The sequence below is a fragment of the Streptomyces litmocidini genome, assembly GCF_014649755.1.
Lineage (GTDB): Bacteria > Actinomycetota > Actinomycetes > Streptomycetales > Streptomycetaceae > Streptomyces > Streptomyces litmocidini.
This window is the reverse complement of the sequence record NZ_BMTQ01000011.1, coordinates 47,854-63,387: the sequence shown is the minus strand read 5'-3', so window position 1 is coordinate 63,387 and position 15,534 is coordinate 47,854. Positions and strand designations below refer to the sequence as shown.

Here is a 15,534-nt window from a genome sequence, read left to right as displayed (position 1 = left end):
CGTCAGCTCGTACGGCCCTTGGCGTCGAAGGCCTTCATGCGGTCGAGGACGCCGTCCGCCGTCGGGCGCAGCATCTCGTCGACGATCCGGCCGTCCGCGAGGAAGATCACGCGGTCCGCGTAGGAGGCGGCCACCGCGTCGTGGGTGACCATGACGACGGTCTGGCCCAGCTCCCGCACCGAGTTGCGCAGGAAGCCGAGGACCTCGGCGCCCGAGCGGGAGTCCAGGTTTCCGGTGGGCTCGTCGCCGAAGATGATCTCGGGGCGGGAGGCGAGGGCGCGGGCCACGGCCACGCGCTGCTGCTGGCCGCCGGAGAGCTCGGCGGGGCGGTGCTTGAGGCGGCCGGAGAGGCCGAGCATGTCGATGACCTGCTGGACCCACTGCTGGTCGGCCTTGCGGCCCGCGATGTCCATCGGCAGCGTGATGTTCTCCAGGGCCGTCAGCGTCGGCAGCAGGTTGAAGGCCTGGAAGATGAAGCCGATCTTGTCCCGGCGCAGCTGGGTGAGCTGCTTGTCCTTCAGGGTGGAGAGCTCCGTCTCGCCGATCCGGACCGAGCCGGAGGAGAAGGAGTCCAGGCCGGCGACGCAGTGCATGAGCGTCGACTTGCCGGAGCCCGAGGGGCCCATGATCGCGGTGAACTCGCCCTGCCGGAAGTCGACGGTGACGTGGTCGAGCGCGACCACCTGGGTCTCGCCGTGTCCGTAGACCTTCGTGAGCTCCGCGGCGCGGGCGGCCACCGCGGTGGCGCGGGACACGGTGGGGGTGGTGGTCACGGGAGGACTCCTGTCACTGCGACTGCGATTCGGGAACCCCTCCATCGTGTCGGGCGTTCCGGCGCCGGACGTCCGTCCCTGTGCCGGTTCGGGGGGCAGTCTGGAGTCTGACCGGGAGGGTGTCCCGTCCTCCTTTGGTATGACGGCGCCCCTGAGGGACGCCGTCGCGTCGACGTGACAGAAGTGCGACGACTTTTCGTCATTCCAGGGGGTGCGGCTTTGCGCCTGCGACCCCTGTCACAGTTTGACGAAAGGGCCCTCACCTGCGCTGACGCACCCTCAGACGTCAATAAAATAAGACAACATCGGGCTCCCGTTCCGCTGATCGGGGGAAATCGTCCCGATAGGCTCATGTGCCGACGCGGAGCTTCGCGGCGACGCCCGGATGGTGGAACGCAGACACGGCGAGCTTAAACCTCGCTGGCCTTCGGGCCGTACCGGTTCGAGTCCGGTTCCGGGCACCACGGTTCGCCCCTACGGCAGCCGGTCCAGCAGCCAGGAGCCGTACTCCTCCGGGAGGAGCGGGCCCGTGGAGGGCGCTGCCGCGCCGGTGACCGCGTCCTCGGTGATCTCCCCGGTCAGGCCGTCGGTCACCCCCTCGTCGACGAGCCGCAGGAAGCGGGGGACCCGGGGCCGTTCGCCCATGCGGCTCAGCTCGGCCTCGTCCTCCAGTTCCGGGGCGGCGCCGTTGTGGGAGAAGAGGACCCCCGTCCGGTGGTCGATCCGCTGGTACTCCATGCCCGCGAGGGCGTAGCGGGCGGCGAGGGCGCCCTGTCCGGTGCCGCCGACGGTCAGGGGGTGGGAGCCCAGTTGCTCCGCGACCGCCCGCGCGACGGCGTTCTGCACGGTCCCGCCGTCGCCGGTCATGGAGCCGTCGGCGGGGAGACCGAGCAGGACCAGGTCGTGGCCGCGCGCCTTCAGCTCCGAGAGGAGCGAGTACGCGGGGTGGTCCGCGCGCGCGGCGAGGTCGGCGAGCTCGACGCCGGCGTCGCCGACCAGGACCACGGGCCTGGTGAGGGAGCCGTTCGCGGTGAAGACCCAGGCGGTCGCGTGGCGCAGGGTCCAGGTCTCGTGGGGCTCGGCGGTCAAGGGGGCTCTCCCGGGGTAGGGGTTTCTTCGACGGGAAGAGCCTGGCCGGACGGGGAGGTCCGCCGCCGACGAAGATCGAAAACTTACGGGAAAAGATCCTCCCCGAGCACTAGGGTCTTTCTTTTGCCTACGCATTACCCTTGACGCAAGGCCGCGCCGCGCGGCCTGCCATGGAGGAGTGAGATGAGGAGCAGCAACCCGGTCTTCTCGCGACGGGGGTTCAGCCGCGACGCGGGCTACGCGGGCTTCAACGCGCAGCAGCCGCAGGCCGGGGGCCCCGCCGTGGGAACCAGCCCGTACGCCACGGGCAACCCCTACGCCCAGGGCGCCGCGAACCCGTACGCGACCAACCCGTACGCCCCGCAGGACACCCAGCTCGGCGCCCCGCAGCAGGCCCGCGGCAACGTGATGACGATCGACGACGTCGTGAGCCGTACGGCCATGACGCTCGGCACGGTCGTGGTCACCGCCGTCCTGTCCTGGCTGCTGCTGCCGGTCGACCCGGCGAACCTCGGGAAGTCCTACGGCATCGCCATCGGCGCCGGCCTGGTCGCGCTGGTCCTGTCGCTGGTGCAGTCCTTCAAGCGCAAGCCGTCGCCCGCGCTGATCCTGGGCTACGCCGCCTTCGAGGGCGTCTTCCTCGGGGTGATCTCCGCCGCCGTCTCGACGTACATCGCCGACGGCGTGGTCGTCCAGGCGGTCCTGGGCACGATGTCGGTCTTCGCCGGCGTGCTCCTCGCCTACAAGATGGGCTGGATCCGCGTCACCCGCCGCTTCTACGGCTTCGTGATGGCCGCCGCGATGGGCTTCGTGCTGCTCATGGCGGTCAACCTGCTGTTCTCGGTCTTCGGCGGCGGTGACGGCCTCGGCTTCCGCAGCGGTGGCCTCGGCATCGTCTTCGGCATCGTGGGCATCATCCTCGGCGCCTGCTTCCTCGCCCTCGACTTCAAGCAGGTCGAGGACGGCGTGGCCTACGGCGCGCCGCGCGAGGAGGCCTGGCTGGCCGCCTTCGGTCTCACCATGACCCTGGTGTGGATCTACCTGGAGATGCTGCGTCTGCTGTCGATCCTCCAGGGCGACGACTGACGCACCCCCGACTCGGGGGAAGGGCCCGTCCGGCTTCGCGCCGGGCGGGCCCTTCCGCGTCCCCGGGGTCAGGAACGGGCCGCGTCGAGGAGGACGCGGGCCGCCGCTCCGCCCGGACGGCCGGCTCCGGGGAGCCGGTGGTGCCCGCGACGGCCATGGCGCCGTCGGCGAGCAGGACCGGCTGGTCGGCGAGGGCGGACGGGGCGCCGAGGGCGTCCGTCCGCTCGGCGGAGTACGTCCGCAGGGCCTCCTCGTGGTCGCGCCTCCCACGAGTGCTTCCGCACCCACCGGCCGCCGCTGCTCGCGGCCCGGGGACGCGGCGACGAGGTCTTCGGGCCGGCCGGGGCGGAGGCCTTCGCCCGGGACCTGCCCGACGCCGAGATCCACCTCCTGGACGCCGGACACCTCGCCCTGGAGACGCACGGCGAGGAGATCGCCGGACCCGTCCGCGACTTCCTCGGCCGGCACGCGAAGTGACCCGTTGGCAGGGGGCCCGGGCGGGCGCGTAGGGTCGCGGGGTGCACGATACGAGTGAACTGACCGCCGCCGTCGAGCGGTTCGCCGACCGGCTGCGGGCCGCCCCGCAGAGCCGCCTCCGGCAGTCCGCGGCGGCCGAAGGACTGGCCCTCGCCCGGGAGCTGGCGGTGCGCGCCCAGCGCGCCGAGAACCCCGACCGGGAGCCGAGGACCATGCCGGACGCGGGCCTGTTCGCGGTGGGCGACCAACTCGCCGTCGCCGGGAACGATCTGGCCGAGGTCCTGCGAACGGCCCCGGCCGGCTCCCACGAGGGAGAGCTGGACGAGGCCGTGAGGCTGGTGCGGGAGGCCGCGGAGCGCGCGGGGCTGTAGGGCCCCGTCGCGGGCCCGCGGGGCGGCCGCGGGCCAGGGGCCCGCCCCGTACGTACGAGGGCCCGGGGCGGTCGCGGGCCTACAGGGAGGCGATCACGCGGTCCGCGAGGATGTAGACGTTCTCCTCGTCCGTGTCGCCGTACGAGAAGGTCAGGGCGAAGGCGCCCGAGACGCCCGACCCGCCGAGCAGGACCGGGGTGCGGCCCGCGCGCAGGGCCTCGGCGAGGCGCTCCGCGGTCTCGCGGTGGCCGGGGGTCATGCAGAGCGTGGTGCCGTCCGCGAAGACGTACACGTCGAGGGTGCCGAGCGGACCCGGGCGGACGTCGGTGAGCGCGGTGCGGGTGTCCGCGAGCTCCTCCAGGCGGGCCACCGTCCGCTCGTGGTCGGTCACCACGGGCGTCTGCACCGGCACGAAGTCCGGGTGCGAGGGGTGCCGGCGGCGGGCCGCGGCCAGCTCCGCCGAGTCCTCGGGGTACTCGTCGAAGGAGTCCAGGGCCTCCGGGCCGTCCAGCGCGGCGGCCTCCGCCTCCATGGCCTCCAGGGCCATCGCCTCCAGGCCCACGAAGTCGGACTGGCGCGGCACGAAGAAGGTGCCGTCGTCGGCCGGGCCGCCCAGACCGCCCAGCAGGGACGGGGCGTCGGCCGCGTCACGGGCCTCCTGCGCGGCCCAGAAGGCACGCGCCTCCGCCAGCTCGCGCTCGCGCTCCTCGGCCAGCGCCTCGGTGACCGCGGCCCGTATCTCGGCGGCGGGCGAGGTGCGGGCGGCCGGGACCGTCCCGCCGTGACCGGCGGCCAGCTCGCCCCGGAGGGCGGTGACCTCCTTGCGGAGACCGTGGACGGCGTGCAGGGCAGCAGCGCCCACGGCCGTGGCGGCGGCCGTGGTCAGCAGCAGGGCAAGAGACATGGCGCTCACTGACGTACTCCCGATTCCGAGTCGATCCCCCGACTTCTACATCAGCTTGTCCCGAGGTGGTGCCTGCTGTCAGTGCATTACGTCACGAATTGGACAGGTATTTCTGCCAGGCGTTTAGTCCCGAAACCGCTCTGACCTGGGAAAACAATCTCCCCCGGGATGTAGGTCACATCCTGGGGGAGATTCGGTCACGGCTCGGACGCGGCACGGTTGACGGGTTCGGGCCGTGGAGAGCGGGGGACCGGACCGGGCTCCGGCCCGGGCGGTCGCGGATCGGCCCGGGCCGGTTCGGGCTCCGGGCCGATCCGGGCGCCGGGTCAGCTCAGGCGCTCGATGACCATGGCCATGCCCTGGCCGCCGCCGACGCACATGGTCTCCAGGCCGAACTGCTTGTCGTGGAACTGGAGGCTGTTGATCAGCGTGCCGGTGATCCGGGCGCCGGTCATGCCGAAGGGGTGGCCGACGGCGATGGCGCCACCGTTGACGTTCACCTTGTCCAGATCCAGGCCCAGGTCCTGGTAGGACGGGATGACCTGGGCGGCGAAGGCCTCGTTGATCTCGGCGAGGTCGATGTCGCCGATCGTCAGGCCGGCGCGCTTGAGCGCCTGCTTCGAGGCCTCGACCGGGCCGAGGCCCATGATCTCGGGGGAGAGGCCGGAGACGCCGGTGGAGACGATCCGGGCCAGCGGGGTCAGACCGAGCTCGCGGGCCTTGGTGTCGGACATGATCACCAGCGCGGCGGCGCCGTCGTTCAGCGGGCAGCAGTTGCCGGCGGTGACCAGGCCGTCGGGGCGGAAGACCGGCTTGAGGCCCTGCACGCCCTCCAGCGTGACGCCCGCGCGCGGGCCGTCGTCCGTGGAGACGACCGTGCCGTCCGGCAGCGTCACCGGGGTGATCTCGCGCTCCCAGAAACCGTTCTTGATGGCCTGCTCGGCGAGGTTCTGCGACCGCACGCCGAACTCGTCCATCTCCTGGCGGCTGATGCCCTTCCAGCGGGCCAGGTTCTCCGCGGTCTGGCCCATCGCGATGTACGCGTCCGGGACGAGGCCGTCCTCGCGCGGGTCGTGCCAGGTGGAGCCCTCGGACTCCGCGACGGCCTTCGTGCGGGCCTCCGCCTCGGCGAAGAGCGGGTTGTGCGTGTCCGGCAGCGAGTCCGAGTTGCCCTTCACGAAGCGGGACACCATCTCGACGCCGGCCGAGATGAAGACGTCGCCCTCGCCCGCCTTGATCGCGTGCAGCGCCATGCGGGAGGTCTGCAGCGAGGAGGAGCAGTAACGGGTGATCGTGCAGCCCGGCAGGTGGTCCATGCCCATCTGCACGGCGACGATCCGGCCCAGGTTGTTGCCCTGCTCGCCGCCGGGGAGGCCGCAGCCGAGCATCAGGTCGTCGATGTCGCGGGGGTCCAGCTCCGGCACCTTCGCCAGGGCGGCCTGGACGATGGTCGCGGTGAGGTCGTCCGGCCGCAGGTCCTTGAGGGAGCCCTTGAAGGCCCGGCCGATGGGCGAGCGGGCGGTCGAGACGATCACGGCTTCGGGCATCACGGCTCCATGAGGGTGCGGAGTGGGCGGACTGAAAGGGAAGTTACCTGTACGTACCGCACGGGTCACCGCTTGGACGGTGTGACGCGGACCTCTTTTCTAAGCGAACGCTCAGTCGAATCCCCACCCGGACCACTGCCCCACCCGCCGTGTGGGCAATCGTCCCGCCCCGGCGGAACGACTCCCATGACGGCGGGCGCGGGGGCGGCAACGGCGGGGCCGGCCACGACGGGGGCGGCCACGACGGGGCCGGCCACGGCGGGGGCGACGTCCCGGCGCGCGGGTCACGTCTGGGCGTCCTCCGGGGAAGGCTCCGGGGCGACCGGGAGGCGGCGACGGCGGCGGTGCTTCAGCAGCGCCCACGGAGCGCGGGCGCCCGTGACCTCCGTCCCCGCCTCCCGCGCCGCCTCCGCCGCCGCCCTCGCCACCGGCAGCATGTTCTCCCGCCGCTCCGGCTCCAGCCGGTCCGGTTCCGGCCAGACGCCCAGTGCGGCGCAGAGCGTCGGCAGGACGGCCATCGCCGCCGTCGCGTACCCCTCCGCGGAGGGGTGGAAGCTGTCGATCCCGAACATCTCGCGCGGGTTCGCCGCGAACTCGGGCCCCAGGAGGTCGCCCAGCGACACCGTCCGCCCGCCCTGCTCCACGACCACGATCGTCTGCGCCGCCGCCAGCTGCCGCGACGCCCGCCGCGCCAGCCAGCGCAGCGGCTGGTAGACGGGCTCGATCGTGCCCAGGTCCGGGCAGGTCCCGACCACCACCTCCGCCCCCGCCGTCCGCAGCCGGCGCACGGCCGAGGCGAGCAGCCGCACGGACTCCGTGGGCGGCAGGCGGTGCGTGACGTCGTTCGCGCCGATCATGATCACGCACACGTCCGGCGGCCCGAGCGGCTGCGCGAGCAGCAGCGACACCTGGCGCTCCAGGTCGTCGGAGCGGGCGCCGGAGAGCGCCACGTTCCGCAGCACCACCGGGCGCTCCGCGACCGCCGCGAGGCCGGAGGCGAGGAGCGCGCCCGGTGTCTGCCCCGAGCGGCGGACGCCCTGGCCCGCCGCCGTGGAATCACCCAGAAGGGCCAGCCGCAGCGGGTCCTCCGTGCCGAAGGCGCGGCCGTAGAGGCCGTCCGCCACCGGCGGCAGCGGCGCCGGGGCGCCGTAGACCGTGCGCTTGGCCAGCTGCGCCTCGGCCAGGAGGACCCCCACCGCCGCCACACCGAGCAGTCCGATGCTCCCGCCGCCGTACGCCGCACCCGCCGCGATCCGCCGCGCCACCCTCGCCCTCGACATGGGGCCGTCACCTCCTTCAAGCCGTTCAGGGTCTAACTGCCCCGTAACCCGCTCCGACTACGCATACGCTGGCCACACCATTACGGAGACCCCGGAGATTACGGTGCAATTCCACGACTCGATGATCAGCCTCGTCGGCAACACCCCGCTGGTGAAGCTCAACAACGTCACAGCGGGCATTCAGGCGACCGTTCTGGCCAAGGTCGAGTACTTCAACCCCGGAGGCTCGGTCAAGGACCGGATCGCCCTGCGCATGATCGAGGCGGCGGAGCAGAGCGGTGAGCTCAAGCCCGGCGGCACCATCGTCGAGCCCACGTCCGGCAACACCGGCGTCGGCCTGGCGATCGTGGCCCAGCAGAAGGGCTACAAGTGCATCTTCGTCTGCCCCGACAAGGTGTCGCTCGACAAGATCAACGTGCTGCGGGCCTACGGCGCCGAGGTCGTGGTCTGCCCCACGGCCGTCGACCCCGAGCACCCCGACTCGTACTACAACGTCTCGGACCGCCTCGTCCGTGAGACGCCGGGCGCCTGGAAGCCCGACCAGTACTCGAACCCCAACAACCCGCGCTCGCACTACGAGACCACCGGTCCCGAGCTCTGGGAGCAGACGGACGGGAAGATCACCCACTTCGTCGCGGGCGTCGGCACCGGCGGCACGATCTCCGGCACCGGCAACTACCTCAAGGAGGTCAGCGGCGGGAAGGTGAAGGTCATCGGCGCGGACCCGGAGGGCTCGGTCTACTCGGGCGGTTCCGGCCGTCCGTACCTGGTCGAGGGCGTCGGCGAGGACTTCTGGCCGACCGCGTACGACCGGAACGTCACGGACCGGATCGTCGCGGTGTCCGACAAGGACTCCTTCCAGATGACCCGCCGCCTCGCCAAGGAGGAGGGCCTCCTCGTCGGCGGCTCCTGCGGCATGGCCGTCGTCGCGGCCCTGGAGGTCGCCAAGGAGCTCGGTCCCGACGACGTCGTCGTCGTGCTGCTGCCGGACTCGGGCCGCGGCTACATGTCGAAGATCTTCAGCGACGAGTGGATGGCCGGCCACGGCTTCCTGGAGGACACCTCCACCGCCACCGTCGCCGACGTCCTGCGCCACAAGGAGGGCGGCCTGCCCTCGCTCGTCCACATGCACCCGGACGAGACCGTCGGCCAGGCCATCGAGGTGCTGCGCGAGTACGGCGTCTCCCAGATGCCCATCGTGAAGCCCGGCGCCGGCCACCCCGACGTCATGGCGGCCGAGGTCGTCGGCTCGGTCGTCGAGCGCGAGCTCCTCGACCACCTCTTCACCAAGAAGGCCTCCCTGGAGGACCCGCTGGAGCGGCACATGAGCGCGCCGCTTCCGCAGGTCGGCTCGGGCGAGCCGGTCGCCGACCTGATGTCCGTCCTCGGCGAGTCCGCCGACGCGGCGATCGTGCTGGTCGAGGGCAAGCCGACGGGCGTGGTGAGCCGTCAGGACCTGCTGGCCTTCCTGGCCAACGGCGGCACGAAGTAGCGGGGGAGCAGTTCGCGCAACCGGTACGAGGGCGACACGTGCCCGCAGCACCGGCTTAACACGCGTCCGGCACATTGGTGTCCGTCGGCGTCACGGACTTCCGGAGCGGCTCCCGGGTTTCTGCCAGACGCCGCGGACGCGGACCGGCCCTGACCCGGGCCCGCGTCCCCGCGGGGACCGCCGTCGTCCCGCCCCCCGGTGACGGGGGTGCGGCGGTCCCCGCGCCCACCGCTCCGGCCGCGGCCGGCGCCGGCCCCCTCGCGCCGGCGTGCCGCCGGAGAACCGCCGCGCACGCGGAATTCGGCTTGTGCCGGAATGGCGCCGGTTCGCGCCGACGGAAATGTCCGCAAGGAACTGCGGAGTTCTCCTCGCCATGGCGACCGCCTTTTCCTGAAGGGGTTGTCGCGCCATGTCGGCGGATTCTATGCTGACCCGGCCGATGGTGCTGCGACGGGGCGTTGACACCGACCGTGAGGGTAGAGCAGGGCCATATCCCCATCCCCTGCTCGAAAGGAATGTTCCGTGCGCACAACCGCACTCGGTTCCGGAGGTCCGGTCGTCGGCCGGATAGGACTGGGCACGATGGGGATGTCCTTCGCCTACGACCCGCAACGCCGCGACGACGAGACATCCGTGGCCGTCGTGCGCCGTGCGCTCGACCTGGGCGTCAACCTGATCGACACGGCGGACGTGTACGGGCCGTTCACCAACGAGGAACTCGTCGGGCGCGCCCTGCTCGGCCGGCGCCACGAGGCCGTGCTGTCGAGCAAGGGCGGCGTCCGGTTCGACGGGACGGACTTCACCCTCGACGGGCGCCCGGAGTACCTCAGGTCCGCCCTCGAGGCCAGTCTGCGGCGCCTGCGCACCGACCACCTCGACGTCTACTTCCTGCACCGCGTCGACCCGAGGGTCCCGGTGGAGGAGAGCTGGGGCGAGCTCGCGAAGCTCGCGGCCGAGGGCAAGGTGCGCGCCCTCGGCATCTCCGAGGCGTCCGCCGACGAGGTCCGCCGGGCCCGTGCCGTGCACCCGGTCGCCGCCGTGCAGTCGGAGTTCTCCCTGTTCACACGGGACTTCCAGGGAGACGTCGTGCCGTTCTGCCGCGAGCACGGCATCGCGTTCCTGTGTCACTCGCCGCTCGGCAGCGGGCTGCTGGGCGGGCGCTACACCACCCCCGTGGATCTCGCCGAGGGCGACTTCCGGGCCGACATGCCCCGGTTCACCGAGGAGGCGATGGCCGCCAACGCCGCGCTGGTGGACCGGGTCCGCCTGGTGGGCGAGCGCCGTGGCGCCACCCCCGCCCAGGTCGCCCTCGCCTGGCTGCTCGCGCAGGGCGAGCACGTCATCCCGATCCCGGGCACCAAGACTCCGCACTACCTGGAGCAGAACGCCGCGGCGGCCGAGCTCGTCCTGTCGGCGGAGGACCTCGCCGAGCTGGACGCGCTGCCGGCACCCGTGGGCGCCCGCGAGTAGCGAGGCGCCGACGCTCCGCCCCCTCCGTACACGACACGATGGGTCCCACGTGAACAGATTCGCCATCTTCGATCTCGACGACACACTGGTGGACAGCTCCGGAGCAGTGGACCGGTGGTTCATCGAATTGACCGAGCAGCGGAATCTCGGGGCGGCGGGGCTGGAGTTCCTCCGGGCGGAACAACAACGTCCGGTCTCCCCGCAGGAGAGTTTTCAGGCCATCATCGACCAATTCGGATTCACCGAATCCCCGGATGAACTCCGAAGCATATTCCTGGACCGCGTGCCTCGCCTTTCCCGCACATTCGACGGAGTTCTGGACAGCCTCAGGGAACTGCGTGCGCGGGGATGGCGGACGGCCCTCCTGACGAACGGTACGGAGGTGGACCAGCAGCCGAAGATGCGGGACGGCCTGGGAGACCTGTTCGACGTGGTGTGTTTCGCCGACGACGAGCCGATGCGCAAGCCGGATCCGGAGATCTTCCGGCTGGTCGCCGACCGCGCGGGCACCGGACTCGACGGAGCCTGGATGATCGGCGACTCCCTGGAGCACGACATCGCGGGCGGCGCCGCCGTGGGCATGTCGACGATCTGGGTGTCCGGCGGCCGGCCCCTCCAGGACGGAGGGCTGATCCCCGGACAGGTCGTGAGCTCGGTCGCCGAGGTCTTCCCCCTGCTGCACGCCGCCCGATGAACGCGTGCGGCCTGCGGCCGGAGGGCCGCAGGCCGCACGGGTCCGTCGACCGGTCGAGACGATCCCTAACGGACGACCCGGTCGTCGGCCGAGAGCCGACGGGCCCGCGAACGTCGCAGGTCGCGCGTGATGTTCATCCGCTTCAGCCAGCGGTCCGCACCGTCGAAGCGCGCCTTGAACGGCCGGCGTCCGTGGATCGCGCTGTTGTTGTCGAGGAAGAGGATGTCACCGGGGGTGAGGGTGACGTCCTGGAGCTTCCGGTTGATCTCGGCGCACAGCCGCTCCAGCGCCCCGGCCGCCTCCTCGGTCAGCGGGGTCATGCAGTCGGGGTCGACGCACAGATACGGATCGGCGTCGTCGCCGAACAGGATGCTCACGGCCGGCGGGTTGCGGTGCAGCTCCTCGATCCGGTCGAAGCTCTCCTTCGCCAGGGCGTGCAGGCTCTCCGGCAGGTGGGTGGTGTACGCGTTCCGCTCCGCGGAGTGCGAGCCGCTCGGCCGGGTGGCGTAGAGCGGCTGCCGGAGCGTCGCGCGGTCCGCCTCCGTGATGTCGAGGTCGGAGATCTCGGCGTACGTGGTCGGCGCACCGTACGGATTGCGCAGGCACATCAGCGCCGTGTAGTCCGCCCGGTGGGGGTGGAACGCCTCCTCGGTGTGCCACTCGAGGGTCTCCTCCGAGCCGGAGGAGATCTGTTCCTTCTCGTGCCCCTGGATGGGCACGATGTTGTGCATCACCAGCCCGTTCTGCAGGGTCGCGTACCCGAACGGGTCGCCGAGGAGCTGCGCGCACAGGACGAAGACGGCCTCCTCCCGCAGGGCCGGCGAGACCGCCCCCGCGGGCTGGTGCCAGTCGCCGGGGGTGGGGCCGATCTCCTCGCCGATCCGGATGCCGGACAGCAGGAACCCCCCGGACGGCTCGGTCAGGCGGAACCCGACGAGCGCCTCCCGGAGATCCCGCGGCAGCTCGTGCGCGAGCACCGCGGCCTTTCTGTGGAACGCCGCCTCGTGCACGCTCGACAGGTCACGGGTCAACTCCCGCACCAGCTCGTCGACGTCCGCGTTGGCCTGGGCGTCCAGGTGGTACTTCTCCATGTCCACGACCTTCGTAGAAGCAGTGTGGTCCTCTGCGCCGGCGGTGGTGCCGGTCACCCTTCCCCGTCGACGAGGGCGTAGGCCCGCACGGGGAAGGTGCCCATGCCCGCGACGGGGATCGGTGCGGCGTGGAAGCGGAACTCCCGTCCCACGACCTGCTCCAGACCGGTCATGTGCTCGACCACCGGGATGCCGGCGGCGAGGAGCCCGGTGTGCGCGGGCCGTGCCAGGTCGGCCATGTCGTCGATGTTGACCGAGTCGATGCCCACCAGGGCGGGGCGCCGGGCCACCAGCCACTCGACGGCCGCCTCGGTGAGGAAGGGGTGCTCCGGGTCCCCGTACGACGGGGTGGCCCAGTGCCGGTCCCAGCCCGTGTGGACGAGGACGGCCCGGTCGGTCACCTCGAGGCCCTCGAACACCTCGGGACCGATGCCGCTCGGAGAGCCGGCGGGGACGCCGACCGCCACGCCCTCCAGGTCGACGAACCGGGACAGCGGCACCTCCGAGAGGTCGGCGCCGCCGTCGAAGCGGTGGAAGGGGACGTCGGCGTACGTTCCCGTGTTCGCCACGAGGGTGATGCGGCCGATCTGGAACTCGGTCCCGGGGGAGTAGCGGTCGCGGGAGTCCACGCGCGACATGTGGTCCTCGATCACCGGGCCGGGCAGCCCGGGGTAGGTGGTCATGCCTTCGCGCACCACGTGCGAAAGGTCGACGAGGTCCCTCTTGTTGCTGGTCATCGCGGAGCTCCGAATCGTCGCAGTCGGCTGGGCAGAGTGGCCAGCGACAGCCAAGGTGTGTAGGAGTACTCGGACATCGACGCGTGGAACGTCTTGCCGAAGCGTGTGTAGTAGAGGCCGTTCTCCGAGTTCACGCTGAGCACGGTGAGCGCGCCCCGGTGCAGCCGCAGCCGCACGGAACCCTCCAGCGGGCGGTCCAGATCGGCCAGGCACCTGGCCAGGCTCTCGCCGAGGTGGCTGAACCAGCCGCCCTGGACCACGGTCGTGGTCCACTCCCGGGCGATCGACCCGCGCACCGCGTGCTCCTGGGCCGTGAAGACGGCGTTGGCCAGGACCTGGTGCGCCTTGATGATCACGGTGGCGGCGGGAGCCTCGCGGATCTCGTGGTTCTTCACCCCGAACGGGGTGTCCTCCAGGCCGGAGGAGCGGCCCACCCCGTGCTCGCCGGCCAGCACGTTGAGGCGCTCCACGAGGTCGCCGAAGGCGATCGGCGCGTCGTCGAGGGCGACGGGCAGGCCCTCCCGGAACGTGAGGAGCACCTCGGCCGGGTCGGCGGGGGTGTCGGCGACGTCCCGGGTCCACCGGAAGACGCTCTCGTCCAGGCGGTTCTCCGGGCTCTCCAGGGACCCGCACTCGATGACCCGCGCCCAGGGGTTGGCGTCCACGCTGTGGATGCCCTCCGGGAAGGAGAGGCCGGCCTCCTGGAGCGAGGCCAGCTTGGCCTCGCGCGGCAGGTCGGAGCCGAGGAACGGCGCGGCCACGCCGATCTCCGGCGCGAGGGCGGCGATCGAACCGCTGAGCCGGATCGAACTGTTCTGCATGTACGTCGCCGTGTGGCCGATCACGTCACAGCCGTGCTCCCGCGCCACCTGCACGGCGGTCCGGGCCATGAGCGGCCGGGTGAGCGTCGAGCCGACCGGGAACTGGTCCTGGTACAGGGCGTCCGCGTGGACGGCGGCGGGAGCGAACTCGTCGAAGAACCCGTCCGTCACGTCCACGTCGACGAAGCTCGCGCCGAACATCCGGGCCTGCTCGGCCGCGGTGGCCGAGGACTCGCGGTCGCCGATGCGGAGGTGCAGCGCCGTCACCCTGGTCCCCAGGGAGTGGAGCCGCTGGAGCAGATAGGTCCCGTCGACGCCGCCGGAGTACAGCAGCAGCATGTGCCGCGGCGGCTGCTCGGCGAGTTCTTCCAGGCTCGTCATGAACCGGTGCACGCCGGGTCCTCGATTCGTGGGGTGATGAGCGGGCCGGGGGAGAAGAGGCCGATGTCCCGCAGGGGGCGGCACACGCGCGAGCCGGCGGGACGGGCCGCCCGTGAGGAGCGGATGTCCGTGACGGCGAAGCACCGCCGCAGCCAGCGGTCGGTCCCGTCGAAGCGGGCGGCGAACTGCGAACGGCCGTGGATGGCGGTGCGGTTGTCGACGACGAGCAGGTCGCCCACTTCGAGGACGCCGCCCCGCAGGGTCGCGAGGAACGCGGACCTGAGCTCCTCCAGGGCGGCTCCCGCCTCCTCGTCGAGCGCGTCCATGGCGTGGAAGTCGGCGAGGAGGTCCGGGACGGCGGCCGTGCCGGAGAGCACCGGCAGCGGACCGGTGAGCAGGTCGCCGGAACCGTCCCCGAACGAACTGCTCACCCTGAGGCGGAAGCGCGGCTCCCGCAGGACGGCGGCGGTCCGCCGGGACAGCAGCGGCAACGCCCGGGCCGCCGCGCCGACGACGGTTCGGGCGGTGCGCTCGTGGTCGGGGCGTATGCACAGGAGCGTGATGAAGTCCGGCTTGGACGGGTGGAACCCGTCCTCGGTGTGGAGTTCGAGGTAGACCGTCCCGGAGTTCTCCTGGCGCCTCTCGGCCCCCTCGACGGGGGTGACGTCCTGGACGATCCTGCCGAGCTTCTCGTCCGCGTAGGCGATGACGTCGCCCACGGTCGACGCCACGGCGAGCTGCGCGAAGGTGGCCACCGGCAGGTCGTTCCAGTGGGGCAGGAACCCGTCGGCCGGGGTCGCGGGGGGCGCGAGGTCGACCGGCATGTTCCGGAGCAGGAGCGCGCCGGCGTCGTTCCCGTGCCGGCGGAACCGGCCGAGTGCCTCCAGGACCCGTCTCGGCAGCCGGAGTCCCGCGAACCCGGCCTCCGTCAGCAGCTCCTCGTCGTCCAGCGGCCGGTCCTTCAGGGCACGGGCCGACGCGGCGAACACGTCCCCGGCCGCCTCGCGTTCGGCGTGGGTGAGCGTGATCGTCACGTCGTCGAGCGGCGTGATCGTGCCACAGGCGGGATCGCCGCCGGCGGCGGCCGGTGGCTGTGTTGGTTCACGTACCTGAATCACCAGGCCCCTCCCTTGATGTCAAGACTGATTCCGAGGTCCGGCCGTCCGAAACCCGCACGGTCGAACCCGTGCGCGCTGTCGCACAGGGCCGTCCCCGGCGTAGCGGATTCTGTTATTCCGTTCGCCGGGCATGGCCGAGAAGCGCATCAGGACGGGCCGGAGCCGTGCGGTTCCGGTGGTCGATGCGGCGACTGTTCCAGAGG

General features: G+C 71.9%; 14 protein-coding genes, 1 tRNA gene and 1 pseudogene. 7 read left to right on the top strand and 9 right to left on the bottom strand.

All coding sequences use genetic code 11. The features are described from left to right. Positions 1-2: 2 nt before the first annotated feature. Positions 3-773, bottom strand: coding sequence for an ABC transporter ATP-binding protein (locus IE180_RS22965; protein ID WP_190158829.1), 771 nt, complete (start codon positions 771-773; stop codon positions 3-5). A gap of 379 nt (positions 774-1,152) precedes the next feature. Here IE180_RS22965 and IE180_RS22960 point away from each other — a divergent pair. Continuing rightward, positions 1,153-1,237, top strand: a tRNA-Leu gene (locus IE180_RS22960). 10 nt (positions 1,238-1,247) lie between these two features. Here the strand turns inward: IE180_RS22960 and IE180_RS22955 are convergent. Then, positions 1,248-1,862, bottom strand: coding sequence for a hypothetical protein (locus IE180_RS22955; protein WP_190158828.1), 615 nt, complete (start codon positions 1,860-1,862; stop codon positions 1,248-1,250). A 183-nt stretch (positions 1,863-2,045) separates the two neighbouring features. Between IE180_RS22955 and IE180_RS22950 the strand changes: the two genes are divergently transcribed. The 3 genes and pseudogenes from IE180_RS22950 (at position 2,046) to IE180_RS22945 (ending at position 3,796) form a co-directional block, all read left to right on the top strand. Next, positions 2,046-2,948: a Bax inhibitor-1/YccA family protein gene (locus IE180_RS22950; RefSeq protein ID WP_190158827.1), complete on the top strand. Its 903-nt coding sequence runs from the start codon at positions 2,046-2,048 to the stop codon at positions 2,946-2,948. 270 nt (positions 2,949-3,218) lie between these two features. Further along, a pseudogene (locus IE180_RS36655) lies at positions 3,219-3,425 on the top strand (alpha/beta fold hydrolase); the annotation flags it as partial. A 41-nt stretch (positions 3,426-3,466) separates the two neighbouring features. Next, positions 3,467-3,796, top strand: coding sequence for a hypothetical protein (locus IE180_RS22945; RefSeq protein ID WP_190158826.1), 330 nt, complete (start codon positions 3,467-3,469; stop codon positions 3,794-3,796). A gap of 79 nt (positions 3,797-3,875) precedes the next feature. Here IE180_RS22945 and IE180_RS22940 read toward each other — a convergent pair whose 3' ends face one another. The 3 genes from IE180_RS22940 to IE180_RS22930 form a co-directional block, all read right to left on the bottom strand. Next, positions 3,876-4,709, bottom strand: a complete 834-nt coding sequence (locus IE180_RS22940) for a hypothetical protein (protein ID WP_190158825.1) — start codon at positions 4,707-4,709, stop codon at positions 3,876-3,878. A gap of 317 nt (positions 4,710-5,026) precedes the next feature. Further along, the gene (locus IE180_RS22935) at positions 5,027-6,247 is read right to left on the bottom strand and encodes an acetyl-CoA C-acetyltransferase (RefSeq protein ID WP_190158824.1); all 1,221 of its coding nucleotides are present in this window, start codon (positions 6,245-6,247) and stop codon (positions 5,027-5,029) included. A gap of 284 nt (positions 6,248-6,531) precedes the next feature. Beyond that, positions 6,532-7,512, bottom strand: a complete 981-nt coding sequence (locus tag IE180_RS22930; protein ID WP_190158987.1) for an SGNH/GDSL hydrolase family protein — start codon at positions 7,510-7,512, stop codon at positions 6,532-6,534. A gap of 118 nt (positions 7,513-7,630) precedes the next feature. On the opposite strand from IE180_RS22930, the gene IE180_RS22925 reads away from it, so the two are divergent. The 3 genes from IE180_RS22925 (at position 7,631) to IE180_RS22915 (ending at position 11,183) form a co-directional block, all read left to right on the top strand. Beyond that, positions 7,631-9,019, top strand: coding sequence for a cystathionine beta-synthase (locus IE180_RS22925; protein WP_190158823.1), 1,389 nt, complete (start codon positions 7,631-7,633; stop codon positions 9,017-9,019). A gap of 522 nt (positions 9,020-9,541) precedes the next feature. Beyond that, positions 9,542-10,489, top strand: coding sequence for an aldo/keto reductase (locus IE180_RS22920; RefSeq protein WP_190158822.1), 948 nt, complete (start codon positions 9,542-9,544; stop codon positions 10,487-10,489). Positions 10,490-10,538: 49 nt separating this feature from the next. Further along, a complete protein-coding gene (locus IE180_RS22915) occupies positions 10,539-11,183 on the top strand; it encodes an HAD family hydrolase (protein WP_190158821.1) in 645 nt (214 codons plus the stop codon). Positions 11,184-11,248: 65 nt separating this feature from the next. On the opposite strand, the gene gntD is transcribed toward IE180_RS22915, so the two are convergent. From gntD to IE180_RS22895, 4 genes are read right to left on the bottom strand one after another with little or no spacing between them, the layout of a single operon-like run. Then, entirely contained in the window at positions 11,249-12,274 is a 1,026-nt protein-coding gene (gene gntD / locus IE180_RS22910) for a guanitoxin biosynthesis L-enduracididine beta-hydroxylase GntD (RefSeq protein WP_190158820.1), read from the bottom strand. Between the two features lie 53 nt (positions 12,275-12,327). Next, on the bottom strand, positions 12,328-13,011 hold the full coding sequence (locus IE180_RS22905) for a cyclase family protein (RefSeq protein WP_190158819.1): 684 nt from the start codon (positions 13,009-13,011) through the stop codon (positions 12,328-12,330). Further along, positions 13,008-14,225, bottom strand: a complete 1,218-nt coding sequence (locus tag IE180_RS22900) for an argininosuccinate synthase domain-containing protein (protein WP_190158818.1) — start codon at positions 14,223-14,225, stop codon at positions 13,008-13,010. The genes IE180_RS22905 and IE180_RS22900 overlap by 4 nt, the downstream gene beginning before the upstream one ends. Then, positions 14,210-15,331 carry a Fe(II)-2OG oxygenase family protein gene (locus IE180_RS22895; RefSeq protein WP_190158817.1) on the bottom strand — a complete coding sequence of 374 codons (1,122 nt, stop codon included), beginning with the start codon at positions 15,329-15,331 and terminating at the stop codon, positions 14,210-14,212. Before IE180_RS22895 ends, IE180_RS22900 begins: the two co-directional genes overlap by 16 nt. Positions 15,332-15,534: the final 203 nt, after the last annotated feature.